Source organism: Rhizobium mongolense USDA 1844, from assembly GCF_000419765.1.
GTDB classification, from domain to species: Bacteria; Pseudomonadota; Alphaproteobacteria; order Rhizobiales; family Rhizobiaceae; genus Rhizobium; species Rhizobium mongolense.
This window is the reverse complement of the sequence record NZ_ATTQ01000002.1, coordinates 278,307-302,376: the sequence shown is the minus strand read 5'-3', so window position 1 is coordinate 302,376 and position 24,070 is coordinate 278,307. Positions and strand designations below refer to the sequence as shown.

The window sequence follows — 24,070 nt, the reverse complement described above, 5'->3', positions numbered from 1 at the left end:
TCATAAAAGAAAACGGCCGGAATTGCTTCCGGCCGCAAATTTCAGGTGGAGGATCGCCGATTATTCGTTGATCAGGCGCTTCAAAAGCTCGATCTCGTGCGAAAGCTTGGTGTCTCCTGCAATCAGCTCCTCGATCTTGCGTACCGCATGCAGCACTGTCGTATGGTCGCGCCCACCGAAGCGACGGCCGATTTCCGGGAAGGAGCGCGGCGTCAGCGTTTTCGACAGATACATGGCGATCTGCCTCGGCTTGACGATGACGCGCGTGCGGCGGTTCGAAACCAGCTCCTGGCGGGACACATTGTAGTGGCGTGCGACGATGCGCTGGATATCTTCGATGCGCACGCGGCGCGGCTCGCCGGAGCCGACCAGATGGGCAAGCAGTTCGTCGACCCGCTCGATCGACAGGTTCGGCTCGAAAGAGCGCCGGAAGATCAGCTGATTGAAGGCGCCTTCGAGTTCGCGGCCGCTTGCCGTCACGCTGCGGGCAACGTGCGAGAGCAGTTCGGCCGGGATTTCCAAAGATGGATCTTCCAGACGGGCCGCAGCCAGGCGGCGCTTCAGGATCTCGAGGCGCATCTCGTAGTCCGGCGCATCAAGCTCGATCGCTACACCGCCCTGCAGACGGGAACGTACCCGCGGATCAAGCGATTCCAACTCCCAAGGCGCACGGTCGGCGGCAACCACCACCTGCTTGGCGCTGTCGAGCAGCATGTTCAGCAGATGGCAGAACTCGTGCTGGATCATCTTGCCCTGCAGGAACTGCATGTCATCGATGATCAGAAGGTCTATATTGCGCAGCGAGTCCTTCAGCGTCAGTGCATCGTTGTCCCGGATCGCCGTTGCAAAACGCCACATGAAATACTCGGCCGTCAGATAAACGACACGCAGCGCCCGCGGATTCTGAACCGCTGCGTTGGCGATCGCCTGCAGAAGGTGGGACTTGCCGAGACCGACATTCGAATGAATGAAGAGCGGGTTGAAGCGCACAGCGCCCTGCCCTGCTTCCGCAATTGTTTTTGCCGCAGCAAGCGCAACGCGGTTCGAGCTGCCTTCAACAAAGGTGTCGAAGGTGAAGCGCGAGTCGAGCGGCGAACCGAACAGCGGCTGGCCGACCGTCGCGGGGCGGGCGGCAGCGGCGGCCGAAACGGCCTGTTGAACCGCCTGACCAGCAGGCTGAGCAGCAAGGGGGCGACGCATTGGCGTGACCGGCGAGACCGGCTCTTGGGAGGCCGCCTCGTCCATCGGCTTCATGCCGGGACGCGTTGCTGTACGGACGAGAATTTCCACCTTCAGGATTTCAGCATCTTCCTGCCGGAAAAGGCTGGTGATGAGATCAAGATAACGATTGTTGATCCACGACTTGAGAAATGTAGTGGGAACCGAAAGACGCACGACGCTCTTTGAAACCGAATGCAGCTTCAGACGTGCGAACCAGCTTGCATAAACGTCCGGACCAACCTGGGCCTTCAGACGCGCACCAACACGCTCGAAAAGTATGCCATGCTTCATGTCTCCTTTTTCCCCCGCCGCATCCGGGCAAATAGAGCCAAACGCCTGCGGTGCCTTATCCCCATTTTCAAGAGCACCCGTCGTCAATGAATTCATTTGCATCATGCCGCCTTCCAAATTCATTTCACCGGGCGGACATTCGTCAAACAGCCGCCCGATCAATTTTCCCCGTTCTGGCATGCCGGCGGCCCTTTCATGGACCATCATGCATGCCGGTTCACACAAACACTGTCCCGCAAATCGAGACCGACGCAGACAACCGTGGCGGAGACCGCCTTCATGCGGCCTCCGTCATGCTCGCCGCGCCAAGCCGGCTACCGGACCTCGTTTTCCGACCAGCCTGCCCGAACGCAAATTTTACTGTCCCCATCCCCTTCAGCTCCCTTGAACATGGAGCCGCCGAGCGCACAAAGCATCTTCGTTCCGTGACCAGCCACGGTCCCGGCGCAAATAGCTCAAGTGCTTGAAAAAACGGAGAGATAGCTACTCCGTGACAAATGACACAAACTCATCGCCCTGCCGGTGTGGCAGTTTAGACTGAGCCTTTGCAGGTGATGTCCGCGCCCTTTGCTGGAAGTCATTTAGGCAGGATCGGTTGCGGAGATCAATGATGAATTTTACGCAAAATTAACAAGCGACCATTGACTCCGGGGCCCGTTTTTGGGCGTCACGCCAATGTCAAAAAAGAATCGCTGGAGAATCAAGGAGATTCCCGAAGTGGGTATTTTGGACACGCATTGAAAGAAAAAAAATAAAAATCCGCTTGACTCACAACTAAGCCCGCCGGAACGCAGAAGAGTCGCCCAAGCTGGAAACATCCTTGCGCAACTATTTGATTTTAAACAATTTTTCATGTCACCTCAGTGACACGAAACAGTCGCCAAATTAACCAATCCGGAGATGATCGTCGGAATCGAAAAAGCCCGGCTTAATTACCGGGCTAATCATAACGATCAATTTGTTAATGAAAGATTATGCGGTCGCAGTCGCCGAAAGAGCCTTCACACGGGCAGCGAGCCGCGAGACCTTGCGGGATGCCGTGTTGGCGTGAACGACGCCCTTGCTTGCAGCACGCGCGAGTTCCGGCTGCGCTGCGAGGAAGGCTTCCTTTGCCTTGGCAGCATCACCAGCTGCAAGTGCCTCTTCGACCTGGCGAACGAAAGTGCGAACGCGCGAGCGACGAGCCTTGTTGACGTCGGTACGGCGGGCGATCTTGCGGGTCGCTTTTTTCGCCGAAGTTGTATTGGCCATGGATGCCTCTCTCAAGAATTCGAACAAACTCCGCCATCACCGCGGGCCCTGCGGCCACAACTTTCAGCAATGCGGGAGCATAAACGGAAAACCTGATCGGCTTCCCGAACCGTGGGCGGGCATATAACTCTAAAGCCGGCCCGCGTCAACGCGCATTTTCAAGGAAACGCCGCCTTTCTCCGTGGAATGAAGATCAGCGGTGTTTAAAGGCCGGTTTGCGTTTCTCGATGAAGGCCGCCATGCCTTCCTTCTGATCTTCCGTTGCGAAAAGGCTGTGGAACAGACGGCGCTCGAAACGCAGGCCCTCCTCCAGCGTGGTTTCCAGAGCGCGATTGACCGCCTCCTTGGCCATCAGCACCGAAGGCTGCGACAGCGACGCAATCTTGGCGGCCGCCGCCAGCGCTTCGTCGAGCAGCCGCTCGGGCGCGACCACGCGCGAAACGAGGCCAGCACGCTCCGCTTCCGCCGCATCCATCATCCGGCCGGTCAGCACCATGTCCATGGCCTTCGACTTGCCTACCACACGCGTCAAGCGCTGCGAGCCGCCCATGCCGGGGATGACGCCGAGCGTGATTTCAGGCTGACCGAATTTTGCAGTTTCCGACGCTATGATAAAGTCGCACATCATGGCCAGTTCGCAGCCGCCCCCGAGTGCGAAGCCGCTGACGGCAGCGATCACCGGCTTGCGGGCCTTGGCAATCTCGTCCCAGCCACTGATGAATTCGGCCTTATACATATCGGCAAACTGCAGGGGCTGCATTTCCTTGATATCGGCGCCGGCTGCGAAAGCGCGTTCGGATCCGGTCAGAACGATCGCACCGATCGCCTCGTTGGCGTGGAAATCTGCAAAGGCCTGCTGCAATTCCTTGAGTACCGTGGAATTCAGCGCATTCAGTGCCTGCGGCCGGTTCAGCGTAATCAGACCGACATTGTCGCGGGTTTCGACGATCAGCGTTTCATAGGCCATGCTTGTCTCCCTATTTCTGGCAGTCCGGGCAATAAAAGGTGGAACGCCCTGCTTGCACGATGCGCAGGACCGTACCGCCGCAACCGGGTGTGCGGCAAGGCAGACTTTCGCGGTCATAGACCGAGAAGGAATGCTGGAAATAGCCGAGCGAGCCGTCGGTCTGGATATGGTCGCGAAGTGACGAGCCACCGGCCTTGATCGCATCGGCGATGACGCTGCGGATAGACGCGACAAGAAGATCAAGCGGCTCCTTCGGCTTTCCGGTTTTGGTGACCAGAGTTCCCGCAGCGCGTGCCGGCATCAGGTGCGCGCGCCAGAGCGCCTCGCACACATATATATTGCCGAGACCAGCAACGTTTTTCTGGTCGAGAAGGGCGCCCTTCAGGGGCCGTGCCTTTCCCGCAAAGCGTTCTGCCAGATAGGCGGCACTCAGTTCGTTGCCGGTCGGCTCCGGCCCGAGGCCGAAAAGGAAGGGATTGTTCTGAAGCTCGGAGCGATCGGCGATATCCATGAATCCGAAGCGGCGTGGATCGTTATATATGACGCGGCGCTCACCACCCTTGCCTTCCAGATGGAAAATCGCATGGTCATGCTTCTCGTCCTTCGACCGCTCGTGGCGAAAATCGCCTGGCGTTTGGCTGACTGGCCCCTGCTCGATGCGGAAGGAGCCAGACATGCCGAGATGGGAGATGATGGTCTTGCCGCTGTCGAGGTCGATCAGCAGATATTTGGCGCGGCGGCCAAGCCCGATAATGGTGCGGCCACAAACCTGGTCTTCGAAATTTGCCGGAAAGGGAAAGCGCAGATCACCGCGGCGAAGCTCCAGCCTTTCGATGCGCGCGCCCTCCATGGCGGGCGAAAGACCACGCTTCACCGTTTCGACTTCTGGCAATTCCGGCATCTTAACCCATCTGTATTTAAACGTGTTTCAACTGCGGACGATGTGGGTTATAGCGCCAGTAAGCCGCGGGTATTACCCGCCTCCACAGATAGCGTCTCAAGCGGCCTTTCGCTATGGTCGCCGTACCGATTTCGAGTAACGGAGTTGTCCGATGTCAGAAAGCCGTACTTCCGCCAATGGCGGCATGGAAACATCCTACGGCTTCCGCGAGGTGCCGAGTGGCGAGAAGCAGGGTCTCGTCAACGACGTCTTCCATAAGGTCGCCAGACGCTACGATATCATGAACGATGTGATGTCGATGGGCATGCACCGCGCCTGGAAGAATGCGATGGTTGCGGCGCTTAATCCGCGCAAGGAACCGGGCTACAAGGTGCTGGATGTTGCCGGCGGCACGGGCGATATTGCCTTTCGCATCGTCGAAGCATCGAACCGCATGGCGCATGCGACCGTGCTCGACATCAACGGCTCCATGCTCGGCGTCGGCGCCGAGCGGGCGGACAGGAAGAGGTTCTCCGACAATCTCACCTTCATCGAGGCCAATGCCGAGGACCTGCCCTTCGAGGCCGGCACCTTCGATGCCTATACGATCGCCTTCGGCATCCGCAATGTGCCGCACATCGACGTGGCGCTCTCGGAAGCCTATCGCGTGCTGAAGCGCGGCGGCCGGCTGCTCGTGCTGGAATTTTCGGAAGTGGACATGCCGCTTCTGGACAAGGTTTACGAGGCCTGGTCTTTCAACGCCATTCCGAGGTTCGGCAAGGCGATAACCGGCGACGCCGAGCCCTATCAGTACCTTGTCGAATCCATCCGCAAGTTCCCGAACCAGGAAAATTTCGCGGAAATGATCCGTAAAGCCGGCTTTTCGCGCGTGACCTACACCAGCTACACCGGCGGCATCGCGGCCTTGCACTCGGGCTGGAAGCTTTGATCTAAATGAGTGCTTTCGGAGCATATATTCGGCTCGTGCGGGTCGGCTGGATTCTGGTGCGCGAGGGCGTTGTTTCGGCGCTGCCTTCAGAAGGCCTGCCGCCTTCCGTGAGCCTTGCCAAATCCTTTGTCGGCCTGTTTGCGCGCAGCCGCGCAAAAGCCAAGAAACGCAGCGATCGGCTGGCCCAGGCAGTCGAGCGGCTCGGACCTTCCTATGTGAAGATCGGTCAGTTTCTGGCGACCAGGCCGGACGTCGTCGGCGTCGAATTCGCCGACGACCTTTCGCAGCTTCAGGACCGGATGGCCTTCTTCCCGCTTGCGGCAGCAAAGGCGAGTATCGAGGGCTCGCTCGGTCGCCCGATCGAAGAGCTTTATGCGACTTTCGACGATCCGATTGCCGCAGCCTCTATTGCGCAGGTGCATCCTGCAGAGGTGAATACTCCCAATGGCCGCAGGAAGGTCGCCGTCAAGGTGGTGCGCCCCGGTGTGCGGCAGCGTTTCGCCCATGACATCGAGGCAATGTATCTCGTCGCCGGTATGCAGGAGCGCTTCATGGCCTCGAGCCGGCGGCTGAGGCCGGTCGAAGTAACGAAAACGCTCGAGCAGTCGACCAAAGTCGAGATGGACCTCCGGCTTGAGGCGGCTGCACTTTCGGAGATCGCCGAAAACACGGGACAGGATCCAGGCTTTCGCGTTCCGAAGGTGGACTGGGAACGCACCGGCCGCGACGTCATCACCATGGAGTGGATCGACGGCGTCAAGATGTCCGATGTCGAGGGGCTGCGCGCTGCCGGGCACAACCTCAACACGCTTGCCGATGTCCTCATCCAATCGTTCCTGCGCCACACGCTGCGCGACGGCTTCTTCCATGCCGACATGCATCCCGGCAATCTTTTCGTCGATTCAGGCGGCATGATCGTCGCCGTCGACATGGGCATCGTCGGCCGGCTCGGAAAGAAGGAGCGGCGCTTCCTCGCCGAGATCCTCTATGGCTTCATTACGCGCGACTACGTGCGTGTTGCCGAGGTCCATTTCGAGGCGGGCTATGTGCCAGGCCATCACAATGTTGAAAGTTTCGCGCAGGCAATCCGGGCGATCGGCGAGCCGATCCACGGCCAGCCTGCTGAAACGATCTCGATGGGCAAGCTGTTGACGCTGCTCTTCGAGGTGACGGAACTTTTCGACATGCAGACCCGGCCTGAACTGGTCATGCTGCAGAAGACCATGGTGGTCGTCGAAGGCGTATCGCGCATGCTGAACCCGCGTTTCAACATGTGGAAGGCATCGGAGCCGGTCGTCGGCGACTGGATCCGCAACAATCTCGGTCCGAAGCGGGTCGTCACCGACCTCAAAGATGGACTGAAGGCTGCCGTGAAGCTTGCGGAAGCCGTTCCGGAAATCGCTGCACAGACCGAGAAATTCCATCATCAGCTGCTGCATATGAGCGAGCATGGACTGCGCTTTGACGCCGAAACCGCCGACGCGATCGGCAAATCCGAGGCACGCTACAGCCGGTCCGGCCGCCTGGCGCTCTGGATTATCGCGTTGACGCTTCTCTATATAGCCTGGATGCTGAGCTGAGGCTCAGACACAAACAATTACATCCTGTGTTCGGCATTTGGGATATCTCATAATGCGCAGTGCTCGCTTAGTCTCGCATTCAAGGAGACCTGCAGATGAAGCATGAACGCCCTGGCATCGAACTTTCCGGCCAACCACTCGGCTTTGCCGAGATGGTGAGGATAGGCTCCGGCAGGGTGGCGCTTTCTGCTTCGGCGACAGGCATGGCACGCGTGGAGATCGCACGTTCCGTCGTCGAGGAAGCGATCCAGGCTGGCATTCCCGTTTACGGTTCCACCACCGGGGTCGGCGCGATGAAGGATGTCGAATGGTCGGCAGAGGAACTCGACACGTTCAACCTCGGCCTCGTGCGGGCCCATCACTTCGGCACCGGCACACCATTTTCCACCGCTGTCGTGCGAAATGCCATGGCCATCCGCGTCAATACCGCGCTGACGGGCCAAGTCGGGTGTACGCCGGAACTCATAGAAACCTATCTGCGGCTGCTCAGGGCTGACCTCATCCCGCTCGTGCGGCGCACGGGCTCGATCGGTTGCGCCGATATCGGCCTCATGGGACAGATCGGCGCTGTTTTGACCGGCGTCGGCGAAGCCGTCTATCGCGGCAAGCGCATGCAAGCGGCCGATGCCTTCAGGGCAGCGGGGCTGGAACCGGTCACCATGGCGCCGCGCGACAGCCTCGCTTCGCTTAGCATCAATGCCGTGAGCTTTGCAGCCGCCGCCGAGGCAACGCGCAATGCGGCGGCTTCGATCCGCGTCCTGCTCGCAACCGGTATGATGGCGGCCGGCGCGCTTGGCGCTTCCCGCGACCCCTGGAGGGCGGTGCGCCATGTCGGCACCCCGCGCGAAGCGCTGATCGGTTCGTGGCTATGCAATGCCTCCGACGCCTGGGAATGGCCGGTCGCGACCCACGTTCAGGATCCGCTCAGCCTTCGCATGATCGCGCAGGTCTTCGGCGCCGTGATCGAGAACCTGCTCTCGACCGGTCACAAGATCCTTGCTGCCACCGGCCGCTCTGACGACAACCCGGTTGTGGTCGAGGGCCGGGTGATGACGTCCGGCGGTTCGCTGCCCCTCGATGTGACGATCCTGCTGGAATCGGCGGCACTGTGCATGGCGCATGCGGCGCGCAACGCCTTCAACCGCTGTGTCTTGCTCGGCAACGGGCAGCGGCGCGACCTGCCGGTGAACCTCGTGCCGCCAGGCCGAATCGCAACTGGTTTCGGCCCGATCATCAAGCTCGCCGGCGAGATCTTTTCACGCGTGCTTTCCATGTCCAACCCGGTATCTGCCCAGTCGCTGGTGGTTGCGGCGGGGCTTGAGGACGAAGCGGCTTTCCTGCCGCTGGTCATCGAGCGCTTCGAGCGGCAGATGCAGGCGCTGAAGCGTCTTGCTGCCCTCGAGGCTCTGTTGGCAGCACAGGCAGCCGACATTCTGGGCGACCGGCCCGAGGGCGTTGCGGGCATGATCTACGATGTCGTCCGCAAGCACGCCGATTTCTACACCGTAGACCGGCCGCTTTCGACCGAGGTTGAAGCGATTGAGGAAGAGCTCGGATCCGACGAATTCGCTTCGAAGCTGATCGAGCAGGTGCCGATCGCCGCATTCGACGACTTCTTCGCGCTCGGCTCGCTCGAGCGCATCGAACGGAGACTGACGCAGGACACCCTCGTCATCTGAGCTTTTGAACCGGATACGGAGGAACAGCATGGCTGATTTCGACCTCGTTCTGCAGGGCACCGTCGTGCTGCCGGAGCGCATTCTCGAAGAGGGTTATGTTGCAGCCCGCAATGGCAAGATCGCCGAGGTCGGCATCGGCGTGCCGCCTGCGGCCAGGCAGCGGCATCTGCTCGGCAAGGCGCTGGTCCTGCCGGGTGCGATCGATGCGCAAGTGCATTCGCTCTCCCAGAAGGATCAGGAGGACTTCATCTGGTCGACACGTTCGGCGGCGGCCGGCGGCGTAACGACGATCGTCGACATGCCCTATGACGAAGGCAATCTCGTCTGCTCGGCCGAAGCGGTGAAGAAGAAGATCGATCACGCGAGCCCTCAGGCGCGCGTCGATTTCGCGCTCTACGGCACGGTCAATCCGCAAGAAGGTGCGGCCCGAATCCGCGAAATGGCGGATGCCGGCGTTGCCGCGTTCAAATTCTCGACCTTCGGGACCGATCCGAAGCGTTTCCCGCGCATCCCCCCCGCCCTTCTCGACGAATGCTTTGCGGCGATCGCGCCGACCGGGCTGACGGCCGGTGTCCACAATGAAGACGACGAGGCAGTGCGCACCTACATGGAGAAGGTCAAGGCAAGCGGCCTGACGGATTGGCGCGCGCACGGTCTCTCGCGTCCGCCGATCACAGAGCTGCTTGCCATGCACACGATCTTCGAGACCGGGGCCCATACAGGCTGCCCGGCGCATGTCGTTCATTGCTCGCTCGGCCGCGGCTACGACATCGCCCGCGCCTATCGCCGCGACGGGTTCGAGGCGACGGTCGAATGCTGCATTCACTACCTGACGCTTGACGAGGAGAACGATGTGCGGCGCCTCGGCGGCAAAGCAAAGATCAATCCGCCGATCCGGCCACGCGCCGAGGTGGAAACGCTGTGGCGGAAAGTGGCGGAAGGCAACGTCTGGCTGGTTTCGACCGATCATGTGAGCTGGTCGGAAAATCGCAAGACCAATCCGGATATGCTGGCAAATGCCTCCGGCGTGCCCGGGCTCGAGGTTATGGTGCCGTTGTTCGTCAAAGGAGCGCTCGAACGAGGCATCCCGCTCACGTGGGCTGCGAAGCTGATGGCGGAAAATCCGGCGAAACATTTCCGGCTCGATCACATCAAGGGCGCGCTGACGCCCGGCAAGGATGCCGACATCGTCGTGCTTGAACCGCGCGAAACCGTCTATGATGCTGCCGCGAACGGCAACAATGTCGTCGGCTGGAGCCCCTATAACGGCATCCGTCTGCCATGGACGATTTCGGCGGTATATCTGCGCGGCAGCCAGATAACCGATGGCACGAAGGTGGTTGCAGAGCCCGGCACGGGAAAATTCGTCCGCCCTCTGCCGCGTCAGATCATTTCCGGAGAAGCTGCATGAACCGCAACCTGCCCGTCAACGCCGATCGCATCGCCGAGGATATCGATGCGCTGGCGAAGATCACCGAACCCGATCATCCATGGACACGCCGGGCTTTCTCGCCGCTGTTTCTTGAAGGCCGCGCCTATATCGAAGCGCGCATGAAGGCGGCCGGGCTGGAGACGCGGATCGATGCCGCCGGCAATCTGATCGGGCGCAGTGCAGGGACGAAACCAGGTCTTGGCACGATTATGGTCGGCTCGCATTCCGATACGGTGCCGGACGGCGGACGCTTTGATGGTATCGCCGGTGTAATCTCGGCGCTGGAAGTCGCGCGCGCGCTCAAGGACCAGGGGATCACACTGGAGCATGATCTGGAAATCATCGATTTCCTCGCGGAAGAGGTCAGCATCTTCGGCGTTTCATGCGTCGGCAGCCGCGGCATGACCGGGCAACTTCCCGAAGCCTGGCTTGCGCGCAAGAGCGGCGAACGCGATCTGGCACAAGGCATCTTTGGTGTCGGCGGCGATCCGGAGACGCTTCTCGCGCAGCGGCGTCCGGACCTCAAAGGCTTCCTCGAGCTGCATATCGAGCAAGGGCCAGTGCTTCAGAACGAGAAGAAGGATATCGGCATCGTGACGGCGATCGCGGGCATCACCCGGATTGAAGTCATCGTCGAGGGGCGGGCGGACCATGCCGGGACGACGCCGATGGATGCCCGCGCGGATGCGCTGGTGGCGGCCTCGCAACTGGTGCTCGATATCCGCGATGCGGCAGCGGAGCGGGCGAAGACGCCGGGTCATTTCGCTGCGACCGTCGGCGAATTCCGGATCGAGCCGAATGCCGCCAACGTCGTGCCTTCCAAGGTGGTTCTGCTCATCGACGGGCGCGCAGAAATTCGCAGCGACATGGAAGCCTTCTGTAAGTGGCTCGATGCACATGTCATCAAGCTTGCAATCGCCCACGGCGTCATGATCAATTCACCCAATCGCGTATCCGACAACTATCCGACGCCCGGTAATCCAAGCCTGCTGAAGACGCTGGAAAACGCCTGTGAAACCGTCGGTGCCAAACATCGACGCATGGCGTCGGGCGCAGGGCACGATACGGCATGGATCGCGAAGGTCGCGCCGGCCGCGATGATCTTCGTGCCATGCAAGGACGGACGCAGCCACTCGGCCGACGAATGGGCAAAGAATGACGACATCGCACTCGGCGCTGCCGTGCTTTTTGCGGCTGTGCGCGAGATGGACCAGACGTTGGAAAGGGAGGCTGAGGATGGGGCGCATACTCGTTGAGAAAGACGTCGAGGCGGCGGTCAAGGGCGGCTCGGTCTATGCAGCGGGCGGCGGCGGCTGGGCCGATCACGGCCGGATGCTGGGCTATGCTGCGGTCAGCATCGGCAAGCCGGAGCTCGTTTCCGTCGATGAATTGCAGGACGACGACTGGATCGCGACAGCAGCGGCAATCGGCGCGCCGGCTTCCACGACACTCTGGGAAATGCAAGGCATCGACTATGTGAAGGCCGTGCAGCTTTTGCAGGACGAACTTGGCGAAAGGCTTTCTGGACTTATCATCGGGCAGAACGGCAAATCCTCGACGCTGAACGGCTGGCTGCCCTCGGCAATTCTCGGCACCAAGGTTGTCGATGCCGTCGGTGATATCCGAGCCCATCCGACCGGCGACATGGGCTCGATCGGCATGGCGGGCTCACCGGAGCAGATGATTCAGACGGCGGTCGGCGGAAACCGCGCGCAGAACCGCTACATCGAGCTTGTGGTGAAGGGTGCGACCGCGAAGATTTCGCCGATCCTCCGCGCTGCCTCCGACCAATCGGGCGGCTTCATTGCCAGCTGCCGCAATCCGGTGCGGACATCCTATGTGCGCAAGCATGCAGCTCTCGGCGGCATCTCGATGGCGCTTGCCCTCGGCGAAGCGATCATTGCGGCGGAAAAGAAGGGCGGACCCGCCGTCATCGATGCAATCTGCAAGACAACCGGCGGCAGCATCCTCGCAGAAGGCGTGATTGCCAAGAAGGACGTCGTCTACACCAAGGAAGCCTTCGATATCGGCACGATCGTCGTCGGCTCCCGCGCCAAAGCCGTGACGATGCATGTGATGAACGAGTACATGGCTGTCGACGACGCCGACGGAGCGCGCATGGCAACGTTCCCCTCGGTCATCACGACGCTTTCGCCGGACGGTGAGCCGCTCAGCGTCGGCCAGCTCAAGGAGGGTATGCATGTGTTCATCCTGCATGTGCCGATGGAGATCATACCGCTTTCAGCAAGCGTGCTCGATCCGACCGTTTATCCGCCCGTGGAAAAGGCGATGGGTATCGAGATTGCGCGCTACGCCCTGGCGGCAAGGGCCTGACGCGATGGCGCGAGATGCTGGCCTTGAGGAACTGCTGAGGGAAGAGCTCGGCGGCCTGCCCGGTCTCTACGAAAAGCCGATGTTCGGCGGCTGGGCCTTTCTGTTGAACGGCAACCTTCTTTGTGGTGCGCGAGAAGATGGCATGCTGGTCCGGCTCGGCAAAGGCAATGACGGCTCAGCGCTGGAGCTGCCAGGCGTCGTCCAGATGATCCTAGGTGAACGGGCGATGCAGGGCTGGGTTCGCGCGGACGCCCGCGTCTATGGCGACAATGCGCTGCGCAAGCGTCTTCTCGATGCCGCACTCGGCTATGTGCAAACGCTGCAGGTAAAATAACAAGACAGGACTTGAGGAAGGACATCCCATGCCGAAGCCCAATCCACGTCATCCGAAATTTCCGATTCCTGGCGGGCCGGAGTTGCGGGCCAAGGGGTGGCGGCAAGAGGCGCTGCTGCGCCTCCTCGAAAACGTGCTTGCCGTCGGCGAAGACCCGGACAATCTCGTCGTTTATGCCGCGCTCGGCAAGGCGGCGCGCAACTGGGCGGCGCACAAGGGCATCGTCAAGGCTCTAAGCGAGATGGAAGAGGACCAGACGCTGCTGATCCAGTCCGGCAAGCCGATCGGCCTGGTAAAGACTCACGCCAAGGCACCGCTCGTCATCATGGCGAACTGCAATATCGTCGGACAGTGGGCGAAGCCCGAAGTCTTCTACGAATTGCAGCGCAAGGGGCTGATCTGCTGGGGCGGGCTGACGGCAGGCGCCTGGCAGTATATCGGCAGCCAGGGCGTCATCCAGGGAACGTACGAAATCTTCATGCGCATTGCCGAGCGGCGTTTCGGCGGCGACCTCTTCGGCCGCTTCGTGCTCACCGCCGGTCTTGGCGGCATGGGAGGGGCTCAACCGCTTGCTGGACGCATGGCGGGAGCTGCAATCCTCTGCATCGATATCGATCCGGAGCGGGCAAAGAAACGTCAGCAGATCGGCTATTTGCAGGAGATTGCACCTGATCTCGATGCCGCACTCCAAATGATCGACACGGCCGTGAAGGAAAAGCGGGCACTGTCCGTCGGCCTCGTCGGCAATGCGGCCGAGATTTACCCAGAGATCGCCCGGCGCGGCATCATGCCGGATATCGTGACGGATCAGACCTCGGCACACGATCTTGTCTACGGCTATGTTCCGAAGGGCATGAGCCTTGCCCAGGTCAAGGCACTTCGCGACGACGGCCAGGGCCAGTTGATGGCGGCAAGCCGCGCCTCGATCGTTCAACATGTGACGGCGATGCTGGAGTTCCAGAAGAAGGGCTCCGAGGTCTTCGACAACGGCAACCTGATCCGCACACAGGCCAGAGATGGCGGCGTTGCCAATGCCTTCGACATTCCGATCTTCACCGAAGCCTATTTGCGCCCGCTTTTCGCGCGCGCTATCGGTCCCTTCCGCTGGATGGCGCTGTCAGGAGAAGCAAGCGACATTGCAAGGATCGACGATCTGCTGCTCGAAATGTTCCCGGATAACAAGATCATCACCAACTGGATCCGGCTTGCCCGCGAGCATGTGCCTTTCGAGGGCCTGCCGGCGCGGATTGCCTGGCTGGGCCATGGCGAGCGCACCGCGCTTGCCCGCCGCGTCAACGAATTGGTCGCAAGCGGAGAGCTGAAAGGCGCTGTCGCCTTCTCCCGCGACCATCTCGATGCCGGCGCCATGGCGCATCCAAACATCATGACCGAGCGCATGAAGGATGGCTCCGATGCCATTGCCGACTGGCCGCTGATCGATGCGATGATGCTCTGCTCCTCGATGGCTGACCTCGTCGTCGTCCATTCCGGCGGAGGCGGCTATGCCGGCTACATGACCAGCTGCGGCGTGACTGTCGTTGCCGACGGCACCGAGGCCGCCGACGAGCGGCTCGATCGTGCGCTTACCAACGACACGGCGCTCGGCGTCATGCGCTATGCGGATGCCGGATACGAGGAAGCGCTGGACGAAGTGCAAAAGAAGGATGTGCCGTATATCCGATTGAGTTAGCACGTAGGACCAAGCGCCTCGACCTAGGGATCCCTCAGATGGGATTGGATACCTCGATGAGATTGGCGTCCGGATCGCGGAAATAGATGGAGCGGATAGTCCCGGTGGCGCCGGCGCGTTCGACGGGTCCTTCCTCGATTGCAACATCTGCTGCTTGGAGATGCGCGATGACATCGGCGAGGGCTGTTTCGGCGATAAAGCAGAGATCCGCCGAACCCGGTACCGGTTGGTTGGCTTTGGGATCGAACTCGCGCCCGGCCTGGTGAAGGTTGATCTTCTGATTGCCGAATTTCAGCGCCTTGCGGCCTTTTGCGAATGTTTCCACGGACATGCCGAGGGTTCGGCGGTAAAACTCGCACGTCGCCTCGATATCGGCGACGGTCAGGACAAGGTGATCGAGGTGGCTGATGCGGATCAAAATTTTCTCCTCGAAAGGCTGCGTGCGGCGCAGGCCGCCGCAAAGGCGAGGGCCAGCATGCCGAGCGTGAAGAAGACGACCGCCGTCCAGCCTTCGATGGCGAAGAACCAGCCACCTGCCGAGCCCATGACGCTCGAACCGACGTAATAGCCAAGCATATAGAGCGACGAGGCGTGTCCCTTCGTGCCTCGGGCAAGCTTCCCGACGAGGCCGCTTGCGATCGAATGGCTCATGAAGAAGCCGCTGGTGAGCACGATAATGCCGAAAATGATGACCGGCAGGAAGGCGGAAAGCGTCAGGGCGCTGCCAACGGCGGTAATTGCAATTCCCGTCAGCAGGACAGCGAAGTGGCCGAAGCGATCACCCAGTATGCCACCGACCGAAGAGGCACCGATGCCGAAGAGATAGACGGTGAAGATCAAGCCGAGTGCGGTCTGCGTCAGGTCATAGGGTGCTGCGACAAGCCGGAAGCCGGCATAGTTGTAGATGGTGACGAAGGAGCCCATCGCCAGAAAGGCAATGGCGAAAATGAACGGCAGTGCCGGATTGCGCATATGCGCGAGCCAGGCTTTCAGATGAAATTTCGGATCGAAGCCCGGGCGGCGGATAAAGTTGCGCGAGGCGGGCAGCAGTGCAATGAAGCCGGCTGCCGCAGCCAAGCCGATCGCGCCGATCAGAAACATCGCCGGCCGCCAGGTGAGGTATTCCGCGAAAATCCCGGTCAGCACCCGGCCGGACATGCCGCCGAAGGCCGTGCCGCCGACATAAAGTCCCATCGTAGCGCCAAGGCCGCGCGGGTCGATTTCTTCCGCGAGATATGCCATCGCAACGGCCGGAACGCCGCCAAGGACAAAGCCCTGGAGGGCGCGGATGACAAGCAGCAGGTGCCAGTCCGGCACAAAGGCCGCTGCAATCGTCAGTGCCGCCGCACCGACGAGCGAGATTGACATCAGGCTGCGGCGGCCAAGACCTTCCGAAATGGCGGCTGCGCATATAATGGCAATGGCGAGGAAGCCCGTCGACAGCGAAAGCGAAAGCGAGCTTTGCGCTGGGCTGACAGAGAATTCGTCCGCAAAGATCGGCAACAGCGGCTGGACACAATAGAGCAGCGAGAAGGTGGAAAAGCCCGAGAGGAAGAGTGCAAGACTGGCTCGGCGGTAGGAAGCCGTGCCACGCTGCAGGTATTCTTTCGCGGGGGACGCCGCCGGTGTTTCGATCGGGGAAATGTCGCTCATTCTGGCTGCGGTCTTGTGCATGGCTCAAGCCTTTCTCCATTCATCTAGTCAAAAGGGCATAAGCTGTCCAATATATGGAACTGACGTTTCCGATAGGTTTTGGAGATACCGCATGGAGCTTCGGCATATCCGCTATTTTCTTGCGGTCGCGGAGGAAGGCAATTTTACGCGGGCCGCGGGGAAACTCGGCATCGGCCAGCCGCCGCTCAGCCAGCAGATCCGCGATCTCGAAGCGGAAATCGGCGCGGCCTTGTTTCACCGCGTGCCGCATGGCGCGGAATTGACGGCGGCGGGCGAGGCGTTTTTCGGCGAAGCCAAGGCGTCACTTGCTTCTGCCGAGAAGGCGAAACTTGCCGCCCAGCGTGCCAATCGCGGCGAGACGGGCAAGCTGGCGCTCGGCTTTACGGCCTCCTCCGCGTTCAATCCGGTTGTCAGCGCGACGATCAGGCGGTTTCGAGCGCAGTGGCCGGAAGTCCGGCTGTCTCTGACGGAGATGAATACGTTGGCACTGATGGAGAAACTCAATCGCGGCGAGTTGGATGCGACCTTCATGCGCCCGAGCCTCGACGATCCGCCGGGCGTGCGCCTGAAACGCCTCGATGACGAGCCGATGGTGGTTGCCCTGCCCGCAAACCATCCGCTGGCGAAGTACGAGCGCCTGTCCCTGGCACTGCTGTCAAATGAGCCGTTCATTCTCTTCCCGCGGCTGGTTGGCCTCAGCCTCTTCGACGATGTCGTGCTCGCCTGCAGGAAGGCGGGTTTCGAACTGACGGTGGCACAGGAAGCGCCGCAGATTTCCTCTGTCGTCAATCTGGTTGCGGCAGAGCTCGGAGTGTCGATCGTTCCGGCATCGATCGCACAGATCAGGCTCGATGGCGTCGCCTACCGGCCGATCGACGGGCCGCCGGCGGTCGCGCGGCTGGCCCTCGCGGTGCTGAAGACGCAGCGCTCGCCGGTGACGGAAAATCTGATGAGCCTGCTTTGACTTAGCCTGCAGGATCCCAATAGGGCGGATCGCCGAAGGCAGTTTTCAGGTGATCGGCCAGGGCGCGGAGTTTGGCGGAAGGGTTGCGGCCTTGCGGATGTGCCATGTAGATGGACTCGGCTTCGGGCCGGTAGCCGACATCGATCTCGACGAGCTTGCCGTCGCGGATTGCCGGACCTGCAATGAAGGTCGGCAGCAGCGCGATCCCGAGACCAGCAATTGCCGCATCGCGGAGCATGTCGCCATTGTTGATGCCCATCGCCAGCTTCGCACGCACGACGATTGCACCCGTCGGCGTCTGGAAGCGCCAGTCCGCGATGCCACGATTGGTGTAGAACAGGCCTCGATGAGCATCGAGATCGGCCAACGTCGCCGGCGTCCCGTAGCGGTCGAGATAGGCTGGCGAAGCCGTCAGCAGACGGCGGCTGCGCGAGAGCTTCCAGGCCACCAGGCGGGAATCGGCGATCGGCCCATGGCGGATAATGGCGTCGTAGCCTTCCGACGAAGCGTCCACACGGCGGTCATCAATGTCGAGCGTCAGCGCGATTTCGGGGTGCGCTGCCAAAAACGGATAGAGGGCTGGACCAAGATGCATGCGACCGAAGGTGACAGGTGCTGCAATACGCAAGGGACCGGCGAGCGTACCGCGGCGCTCGGCCATATCGGCTGCGGCTCCTTCTATCTCATGCACGATCCGAAGTGCACGCTCCATAAAGGCCGTGCCGTCCTCCGTCAGCGTCAACTTTCGTGTCGTGCGGTGAAGCAGCATGCCGCCGAGTGTCTTTTCCAGGTCCGCCAGTCTTTCGCTGACAACGGATTTCGACATGCGCAGGCGCCTCGCAGCCTCGCTCACGGAACCTGATTCCACCACTGCGACGAAAGCCACTATGCCTTCGATCTTGATCATCGTTCGGCATTTCCGAATTCGAGTTCCATCATATGAAGACTAATCCGAACGCATGGAAAATGCCATCTTCAACGCATCGAACGGGGGCGGCAGGAGCTGTCCCTCCCACCAGGAGATGGAACAATGAATCGCTTGAACAACAAAGTCGCAATCGTCACCGGCGCAAGCTCCGGCATCGGCCGCTCGACGGCAAAGCTTTTCGCCGCTGAAGGCGCCAAGGTCGTCGTCGGCGCCCGCCGCCAGGCAGAACTCGACAGCCTCGCCGCGGATATCAAGGGGGCCGGCGGCGAAGCCGTTGCAGTCATTGGCGACGTGCGCTCGGAAGACTATCAGAAGGCACTCGTCGCTGCCGCGATCGAAAATTACGGCAAGCTTGACATCGCCTTCAACAATGCCGGTATGCTCGGCGAAGCTGGTCCGAGCACGGGCGTTTCCGAGGCAGGCTTCAGCGAAGCTCTGGCGGTCAACCTCACCGCCTCTTTCCTCGCCGCCAAACACCAGATCGCGGAAATGGCGAAACACGGCGGCGGTTCGGTGATCTTCACGTCCACCTTCGTCGGCTACAGCTTCGCTTTCCCGGGCGTCGCAGCCTATGCCGCCAGCAAGTCCGGCCTGATCGGCCTGACGCAGGCGCTTGCCGCCGAGTTCGGCCCGCAGAATGTCCGCGTCAATGCCATCCTGCCCGGTGCAGTCGATACCGACATGTATCGCGAGATGAACGATACGCCGGACAAACAGGGCTTCATCACCAACCTGCACGCACTGAGGCGCGTCGCAACGCCGGAAGAGATCGCCCGCTCCGTCCTCTACCTCGCCTCCGACGACGCGAGCTTCGTAACAGGCACGGCTTCGCTGCTCGACGGCGGCGCTTCAATCACGCGCACGTAGCCGCAACGAGATCATCTTCGCCAACTTCGCCGACCACTCCGTCGCCTGGTGGCTGCTCGCCATACCGCTGATCTTGATCGGCGTCGGCATCGGTTGGGTGAATGTCTCGATCTTTTCCGACGCCTTCTCTGGCCGCCAGTGATGGGCCTTGCGGGCGCTTGACTTGCGACGCTGCTCTGGATGATCGCTTCCAAACGGCTGCCGCTTGCGCTTGCCGCACAGTTGATCGTTCGCAGAAACGGTCTTTGGCCTGGTCTTCGGCCTATTTTTCGAGAAACGCCTGCCGACGGTCGCGGAAGCAGGCGGCTCCATTTTCCAACTCGGCGGCGTCGGGCTTGCGATCGCGATCTTCACTGCGAATGGTCGGAGAGCTTAGGAGCGCTGCGGTGATTGCATGTTATCCGCCAAAGGCTTAGGGTCGGTAGTGGTCAACAAGGCGACGGATAGAAGGCCATGGCTCTCAACGGTAAACGCATCCTGCTCATCATTTCCGGCGGCATCGCGGCCTACAAGAGCCTCGACCTGATCCGGCGCCTGCGCGAGTGCGGTGCTTCGGTGCGTCCGGTGATGACGAAGGGCGCGCAGGAATTCGTGACGCCGCTTGCTGTCGGCGCTCTTGCCGCAGACCACGTCTTCACCGATCTCTTTTCGCGGCAGGACGAACAGGATGTGGGCCATATCCGGCTTGCTCGCGACTGCGACCTCATTCTGATCGCGCCAGCAACGGCCGATCTGATGGCCAAGATGGCAAACGGTTTCGCGGATGATCTGGCCTCGACCATTTTGCTCGCGACGGACAGGCCGGTTCTTGCCGCGCCAGCGATGAACCCGAAGATGTGGTCGCACGCGGCGACGGAACGGAATTTCGCCATCCTGAAAGGCGACGGTATCCGTTTCGTCGGCCCGATGGCAGGCGAGATGGCGGAGAGCAAGGAGGCAGGCATCGGCCGCATGGCCGAGCCGCTGGAGATCGTTGCCGCCGCCGAAGCGTTACTTGACGACGGGCCGAAGCCACTTGCCGGACGCAAGGCGATCGTCACCTCGGGACCGACCCACGAACCAATCGACCCCGTGCGCTACATCGCCAACCGTTCTTCCGGCAGGCAGGGGCATGCGATTGCCGCAGCACTTGCGAAGCTCGGTGCGGATGTCGCACTCATCTCCGGACCGGTGGCAATTGCCGATCCCGTCGGCATCAGGACGATCCATGTCGAGCGCGCCGAAGAAATGCGCGATGCGGTGCTCGCTGCGCTGCCGGCCGATATTGCCGTGATGGTGGCAGCCGTAGCCGACTGGCGCGTCGCCTCTGCCGCCGATCAGAAGATCAAGAAGCATCCAGGCGAATCCATCCCGACGCTGGCGCTGACCGAAAACCCGGACATCCTGAAGGCAGTCGGCCACCACACGATGCGGCCGAGGCTGGTGATCGGCTTTGCGGCCGAGACGCAGGATGTCGAAAACAACGCCAAGGCGAAGCTCGAGCGCAAGGGCGCCGACCTGATCGTTGCGAACGACGTCTCGCCGGCGACGGGCGTCATGGGCGGCACGCGCAACAGCGTGAAGCTGATCAGCCGAAGCGGCGTCGAGCAATGGCCCGATCTCGGCAAGGAAGAGGTGGCGGAAAAGCTGGCGGCGCTGATCGCCGAACGCTTCAGGCAGGGATAGCGATACCCGCCGCTACGCTGATACGCTTTTCCGGCTTGAAGGCGGCGACCTCGATGCCGTTCTCGCCAATCGTGACGGCGCTGCCGTCCGGTATCTCGGCCCAGGCATCGATGTCGTCGTTCAACGGCTCAGAAACAAGGCAATGTCCCTGGCGCATCGGTGAGGCATAAAGTGTCGGCGCCTTTCGATCTGTCGCATAACGAATGCCGTAGAGCGAGCGACCGTCGGAAAACGCGGCGGTGAAACGCACATGGACGTGGCCCAGGATGTTTTCAGCAAGCCCTTCGACGAAGCTCACCATCTGCGCCATCGCAGTAAGCGGCGCCCGGCACAGACCGAATTGCAGGGCGAGCAGGAACATCAGCTCGGAATCGGTCGTGCCACTGCGGACATTGAAGAGCTCGTCATCGAGCATTGCCTCCATGGAACGGCGCAGGCGCTCGAAGCCGCCGATCTGGCCGTTGTGCATGAAAGACCAATTCCCATGCGTAAACGGATGGCAATTGTCGCGCCGTGTGCCGCCGCCGGTGGCTGCGCGCACATGGACCAGGAAAAGCGGCGAGCGGATTTGGCGTGCCAGGCTCTTCAGATTGCAGTCGGACCATGCCGGAAGGATATCGCGGTAGCGGCCCGGCTCCGGCCGGTCGCCGTACCAGGCAATACCGATGCCATCGCCGTTCGTCGCGGTCTTGGCGCGGGTGGCGCAATGGGATTGTTCGATGAGCGAGTGGGCGGGCGAGGAAACCAGCTCCTCGAGATAGAGGGGGTCTCCACGATAGGCTGCCCAGCGACACATGCTTTTCTCACTCCGTAACCCGCCGTCCTGGCGAGGGACTGGTTGGAAATGCCCGATCGATTGTCGAGCGCGATGGTGAATAAAAACTTAACGATTGCAAATTTTGCAAGGCGGCATGCGGGTTGGAAACACTTCAGCCGATCACATTCGTTGAGCACGCATCTTCTTTTGTGAACATTGCCTCTTGGCTGTGTCCCAGCAATCATCGCAAGGATTTCTCTTGCATCATCGAAATTTTTCCTTACCTTTTAAGCATCAGCAACAGAACGAAAGGAAGGTGATCCAATGTCTAATGAGATTTCGGACCTCGTAACGGGCATGGGAGAGGTGACGAAAGCGAGGCAGCCCTCGCTCTAATCCCCGCCTTCCTGGGGCCGCTTTGACGGTCCAGGCCAGCTACAGGCCAAACTCATGGAAAGGGTCGCTGAGGCGGCCCTTTTTGATTTTGCAGAATTTCTTTGACGGCAACCGAGCCATGTCATATTCATAAAGTCATCTGATGACTTTATGAATATGACAATGCAGCCACTCAACAAGACAAATCTGGCCGAGACGGCGATTGAAGCGATCCGCGGCGAAATCCTCGCGAAGCGATGGAGTGTCGGCGACAAGCTCCCGAACGAAGCCGATCTTTCCGCCGCGCTGGCAGTCAGCCGGGGCACGATCCGCGAGGCCGTGCGCGTGCTTGTCTCTCAGGGCCTGCTCGAAACGCGACAAGGCTCCGGAACCTACGTCCTTTCGACGAGGGATGCCAGTCGACCACTGACGATGGCCCGGCGGGCAAGTCTGCGCGACCAGTTCGAAGCGCGCTGCGCCCTGGACGTCGAGGCAGCCCGCCTCGCCTCGCTGCGGCAGACGCCGGAAATTATAACTCAGCTGCGCGACCTTCTGGCCAAGCGCGGCAACTACGAAGGGGGCGACAAGGGGGCCTTCGTCGAGCGCGATCTTGCCTTTCACAAAGCGATCATCGCTGCCTCCGGCAACCGGGCGATGATCGAGATCTATGACTTCTTCTCGGCCTCGATTGCCGAAACCATCGAGGCAACGCTCGGGCAGGATATTCCCGAGCCCGACATGAAAGCGCACGCCGATATCATCGATGCCATCGAGACCGGTCACCCCGCGAAAGCGGATGCCGCCGTACGCCGCTTCATGAAGCCGGTGATTGCCGCCCTTGAACGGATGATTCTCTCGTGACCACCCCCATTTCTGATGCAGCCGAGGCTCTCGAGGCCATCGACGAGCAGTTGATCGATGCCGAGGCAGACAGTATTCCCGCACCGCAAGCTCCGGCACAGTCGACAGTGGCAAGCCGTATCATTCTCGGTGTCAGCCTCGTACTCATCGCCTTCAACCTTCGCCCCGTGTTCTCCAGCGCATCCGCGCTGCTGCCGGAAATTCGCGCGGGGCTTGGCCTTTCAGCCCTCGGCGCGAGCCTGCTGACCACGCTTCCCGTCGTTTGCCTGGGCGCATTTTCGCCGCTCGCGCCAAAGCTGGCACAGCGATTGGGTGCCGAGCGAACGCTGCTGGGCGTGCTCGTGCTGCTGGCACTCGGCACGGCCATGCGCGGGCTATCCTCGGTTCCGCTTCTCTTTCTTGGAACCGCGCTTGCTGGCGCTTGTATCGCCGTCGGAAACGTCCTGCTTCCTGGCCTGGTCAAGCGCGACTTCGCCGATCGCACAGCGCTGATGACCGGATGTTATACGATGGCGCTCTGCGCCGGCGCAGCGAGCGCTGCCGGTTTCACGCTGCCGATCGAGCACTCGCTCGACGGATCGCTGGAAGGCGCTCTTGCCGCCTGGGCATTGCCCGCCTTCGTCGTCGCCTTGATCTGGCTTCCGCAGGTTCTTAGAATTCCGGCTCAGACGCGGCGAAGCGGCTTCAGGGTCGAGGGCCTCTGGCGGGACCGGCTTGCCTGGCAGGTCACCCTTTTCATGGGCCTTCAATCAGCGCTCGCCTATTGCGTCTTCGGCTGGCTCGTGCCGATCCTGCGCGAGCGCGGCCTCGACGGTGTGACTGCCGGCGCCATCGTATCGGTATCAGTCATGGTGCAGGCCGCCGCCTGCCTCGTGGCACCGCAGATTGCCGTACGCGGCAAAGACCAGCGGCTGATCAACGCTGTGCTGTGCGTCATTGCCGTGGTGGCCCTGCTTGGCCTGCTCTTCGCGCCGCTTTCGACGGTCTGGCTTTGGGCGGTGCTGCAGGGAATAGGACAAGGCGGCCTGATTGCAGTGGCAATGACAACGATCGTGCTGCGCTCGCGCGATCCGCATGTCGCAGCTCACCTATCCGGCATGGCGCAATGCGTCGGCTATCTGCTGGCCGCTGTCGGCCCGCTGATCGTCGGGCTCATTCGCGGCACAACCGGAAGCTTTGCCTGGTCCGCAGCACTCTTCGTTCTGCTCGGATTTGGAGCCGCGATCAACGGCTGGAATGCAGGACGTGCGCTGCACGTCAATGCGCGCACGACCCAGAAGACGTAAGCGCCTCGCCTCACCTGCGCATCACCATCTCTTGATACCTCTGCGAGATGGCAGATGTTACGCTATCTATGATCGCGTTCCATCG

At 61.2% G+C, this 24,070-nt stretch carries 22 protein-coding genes; 13 read left to right on the top strand and 9 right to left on the bottom strand.

The features are described 5' to 3' along the window. Nucleotides 1-60 precede the first annotated feature (60 nt). From dnaA to mutM, 4 genes are all read right to left on the bottom strand, one after another. Nucleotides 61-1,614, bottom strand: a complete 1,554-nt coding sequence (dnaA, locus tag A3C3_RS0104630; RefSeq protein ID WP_028739405.1) for a chromosomal replication initiator protein DnaA — start codon at nucleotides 1,612-1,614, stop codon at nucleotides 61-63. 870 nt (nucleotides 1,615-2,484) lie between these two features. Next, the gene (gene rpsT / locus A3C3_RS0104625) at nucleotides 2,485-2,763 is read right to left on the bottom strand and encodes a 30S ribosomal protein S20 (protein ID WP_022713448.1); all 279 of its coding nucleotides are present in this window, start codon (nucleotides 2,761-2,763) and stop codon (nucleotides 2,485-2,487) included. 193 nt (nucleotides 2,764-2,956) lie between these two features. Beyond that, nucleotides 2,957-3,730: an enoyl-CoA hydratase gene (locus A3C3_RS0104620; protein WP_022713447.1), complete on the bottom strand. Its 774-nt coding sequence runs from the start codon at nucleotides 3,728-3,730 to the stop codon at nucleotides 2,957-2,959. A 10-nt stretch (nucleotides 3,731-3,740) separates the two neighbouring features. Further along, a complete protein-coding gene (gene mutM / locus A3C3_RS0104615) occupies nucleotides 3,741-4,631 on the bottom strand; it encodes a bifunctional DNA-formamidopyrimidine glycosylase/DNA-(apurinic or apyrimidinic site) lyase (protein WP_022713446.1) in 891 nt (296 codons plus the stop codon). A gap of 151 nt (nucleotides 4,632-4,782) precedes the next feature. Between mutM and ubiE the strand changes: the two genes are divergently transcribed. From ubiE to A3C3_RS0104575, 8 genes are all read left to right on the top strand, one after another. Continuing rightward, nucleotides 4,783-5,559, top strand: coding sequence for a bifunctional demethylmenaquinone methyltransferase/2-methoxy-6-polyprenyl-1,4-benzoquinol methylase UbiE (gene ubiE, locus A3C3_RS0104610; protein ID WP_022713445.1), 777 nt, complete (start codon nucleotides 4,783-4,785; stop codon nucleotides 5,557-5,559). Nucleotides 5,560-5,564: 5 nt separating this feature from the next. Then, a complete protein-coding gene (ubiB, locus tag A3C3_RS0104605) occupies nucleotides 5,565-7,139 on the top strand; it encodes a 2-polyprenylphenol 6-hydroxylase (protein ID WP_022713444.1) in 1,575 nt (524 codons plus the stop codon). Nucleotides 7,140-7,234: 95 nt separating this feature from the next. Beyond that, nucleotides 7,235-8,818, top strand: a complete 1,584-nt coding sequence (locus tag A3C3_RS0104600) for an aromatic amino acid lyase (protein WP_022713443.1) — start codon at nucleotides 7,235-7,237, stop codon at nucleotides 8,816-8,818. A gap of 28 nt (nucleotides 8,819-8,846) precedes the next feature. Next, nucleotides 8,847-10,229, top strand: coding sequence for a dihydroorotase (locus A3C3_RS0104595; RefSeq protein ID WP_022713442.1), 1,383 nt, complete (start codon nucleotides 8,847-8,849; stop codon nucleotides 10,227-10,229). Next, nucleotides 10,226-11,506 (top strand): Zn-dependent hydrolase, encoded by a 1,281-nt coding sequence (locus A3C3_RS0104590; RefSeq protein WP_022713441.1) that lies wholly within the window; start codon nucleotides 10,226-10,228, stop codon nucleotides 11,504-11,506. Before A3C3_RS0104595 ends, A3C3_RS0104590 begins: the two co-directional genes overlap by 4 nt. Beyond that, nucleotides 11,487-12,584 (top strand): thiohydantoin desulfurase, encoded by a 1,098-nt coding sequence (locus A3C3_RS0104585; protein ID WP_022713440.1) that lies wholly within the window; start codon nucleotides 11,487-11,489, stop codon nucleotides 12,582-12,584. Before A3C3_RS0104590 ends, A3C3_RS0104585 begins: the two co-directional genes overlap by 20 nt. A gap of 4 nt (nucleotides 12,585-12,588) precedes the next feature. Next, nucleotides 12,589-12,918 carry a TfoX/Sxy family protein gene (locus A3C3_RS0104580; RefSeq protein ID WP_022713439.1) on the top strand — a complete coding sequence of 110 codons (330 nt, stop codon included), beginning with the start codon at nucleotides 12,589-12,591 and terminating at the stop codon, nucleotides 12,916-12,918. Between the two features lie 28 nt (nucleotides 12,919-12,946). After that, entirely contained in the window at nucleotides 12,947-14,608 is a 1,662-nt protein-coding gene (locus A3C3_RS0104575) for a thiourocanate hydratase (protein WP_022713438.1), read from the top strand. A gap of 34 nt (nucleotides 14,609-14,642) precedes the next feature. Here the strand turns inward: A3C3_RS0104575 and A3C3_RS0104570 are convergent, their stop codons facing one another. Together A3C3_RS0104570 and A3C3_RS0104565 are read right to left on the bottom strand one after the other, a co-directional pair. Then, a complete protein-coding gene (locus tag A3C3_RS0104570) occupies nucleotides 14,643-15,026 on the bottom strand; it encodes a VOC family protein (RefSeq protein ID WP_022713437.1) in 384 nt (127 codons plus the stop codon). Continuing rightward, nucleotides 15,023-16,261, bottom strand: coding sequence for an MFS transporter (locus tag A3C3_RS0104565; protein ID WP_051154435.1), 1,239 nt, complete (start codon nucleotides 16,259-16,261; stop codon nucleotides 15,023-15,025). The genes A3C3_RS0104570 and A3C3_RS0104565 overlap by 4 nt, the downstream gene beginning before the upstream one ends. A 112-nt stretch (nucleotides 16,262-16,373) precedes the next feature. On the opposite strand from A3C3_RS0104565, the gene A3C3_RS0104560 reads away from it, so the two are divergent. Beyond that, the gene (locus A3C3_RS0104560; protein WP_022713435.1) at nucleotides 16,374-17,246 is read left to right on the top strand and encodes a LysR family transcriptional regulator; all 873 of its coding nucleotides are present in this window, start codon (nucleotides 16,374-16,376) and stop codon (nucleotides 17,244-17,246) included. A gap of 1 nt (nucleotide 17,247) precedes the next feature. Here the strand turns inward: A3C3_RS0104560 and A3C3_RS0104555 are convergent, their stop codons facing one another. After that, nucleotides 17,248-18,153: a LysR family transcriptional regulator gene (locus A3C3_RS0104555; protein WP_022713434.1), complete on the bottom strand. Its 906-nt coding sequence runs from the start codon at nucleotides 18,151-18,153 to the stop codon at nucleotides 17,248-17,250. 123 nt (nucleotides 18,154-18,276) lie between these two features. On the opposite strand from A3C3_RS0104555, the gene A3C3_RS0104550 reads away from it, so the two are divergent. Next, nucleotides 18,277-19,041 carry an SDR family oxidoreductase gene (locus tag A3C3_RS0104550; RefSeq protein WP_022713433.1) on the top strand — a complete coding sequence of 255 codons (765 nt, stop codon included), beginning with the start codon at nucleotides 18,277-18,279 and terminating at the stop codon, nucleotides 19,039-19,041. On the opposite strand, the gene A3C3_RS44990 is transcribed toward A3C3_RS0104550, so the two are convergent. Beyond that, complete coding sequence (locus A3C3_RS44990; RefSeq protein ID WP_022713432.1) at nucleotides 19,024-19,395, bottom strand: hypothetical protein; 372 nt, start codon at nucleotides 19,393-19,395, stop codon at nucleotides 19,024-19,026. The two genes, A3C3_RS0104550 and A3C3_RS44990, sit on opposite strands and share 18 nt — an antisense overlap. A gap of 99 nt (nucleotides 19,396-19,494) precedes the next feature. Here A3C3_RS44990 and coaBC point away from each other — a divergent pair, with 99 nt between their 5' ends. Continuing rightward, complete coding sequence (gene coaBC / locus A3C3_RS0104540; RefSeq protein ID WP_022713431.1) at nucleotides 19,495-20,706, top strand: bifunctional phosphopantothenoylcysteine decarboxylase/phosphopantothenate--cysteine ligase CoaBC; 1,212 nt, start codon at nucleotides 19,495-19,497, stop codon at nucleotides 20,704-20,706. Here the strand turns inward: coaBC and A3C3_RS0104535 are convergent. Then, entirely contained in the window at nucleotides 20,693-21,502 is an 810-nt protein-coding gene (locus A3C3_RS0104535; RefSeq protein WP_022713430.1) for a class II glutamine amidotransferase, read from the bottom strand. The two genes, coaBC and A3C3_RS0104535, sit on opposite strands and share 14 nt — an antisense overlap. Nucleotides 21,503-22,021: 519 nt before the next feature. Between A3C3_RS0104535 and A3C3_RS0104530 the strand changes: the two genes are divergently transcribed. Continuing rightward, on the top strand, nucleotides 22,022-22,699 hold the full coding sequence (locus A3C3_RS0104530; protein WP_028739403.1) for a FadR/GntR family transcriptional regulator: 678 nt from the start codon (nucleotides 22,022-22,024) through the stop codon (nucleotides 22,697-22,699). Then, the gene (locus tag A3C3_RS0104525; protein WP_022713428.1) at nucleotides 22,696-23,985 is read left to right on the top strand and encodes a CynX/NimT family MFS transporter; all 1,290 of its coding nucleotides are present in this window, start codon (nucleotides 22,696-22,698) and stop codon (nucleotides 23,983-23,985) included. The genes A3C3_RS0104530 and A3C3_RS0104525 overlap by 4 nt, the downstream gene beginning before the upstream one ends. Nucleotides 23,986-24,070: the final 85 nt, after the last annotated feature.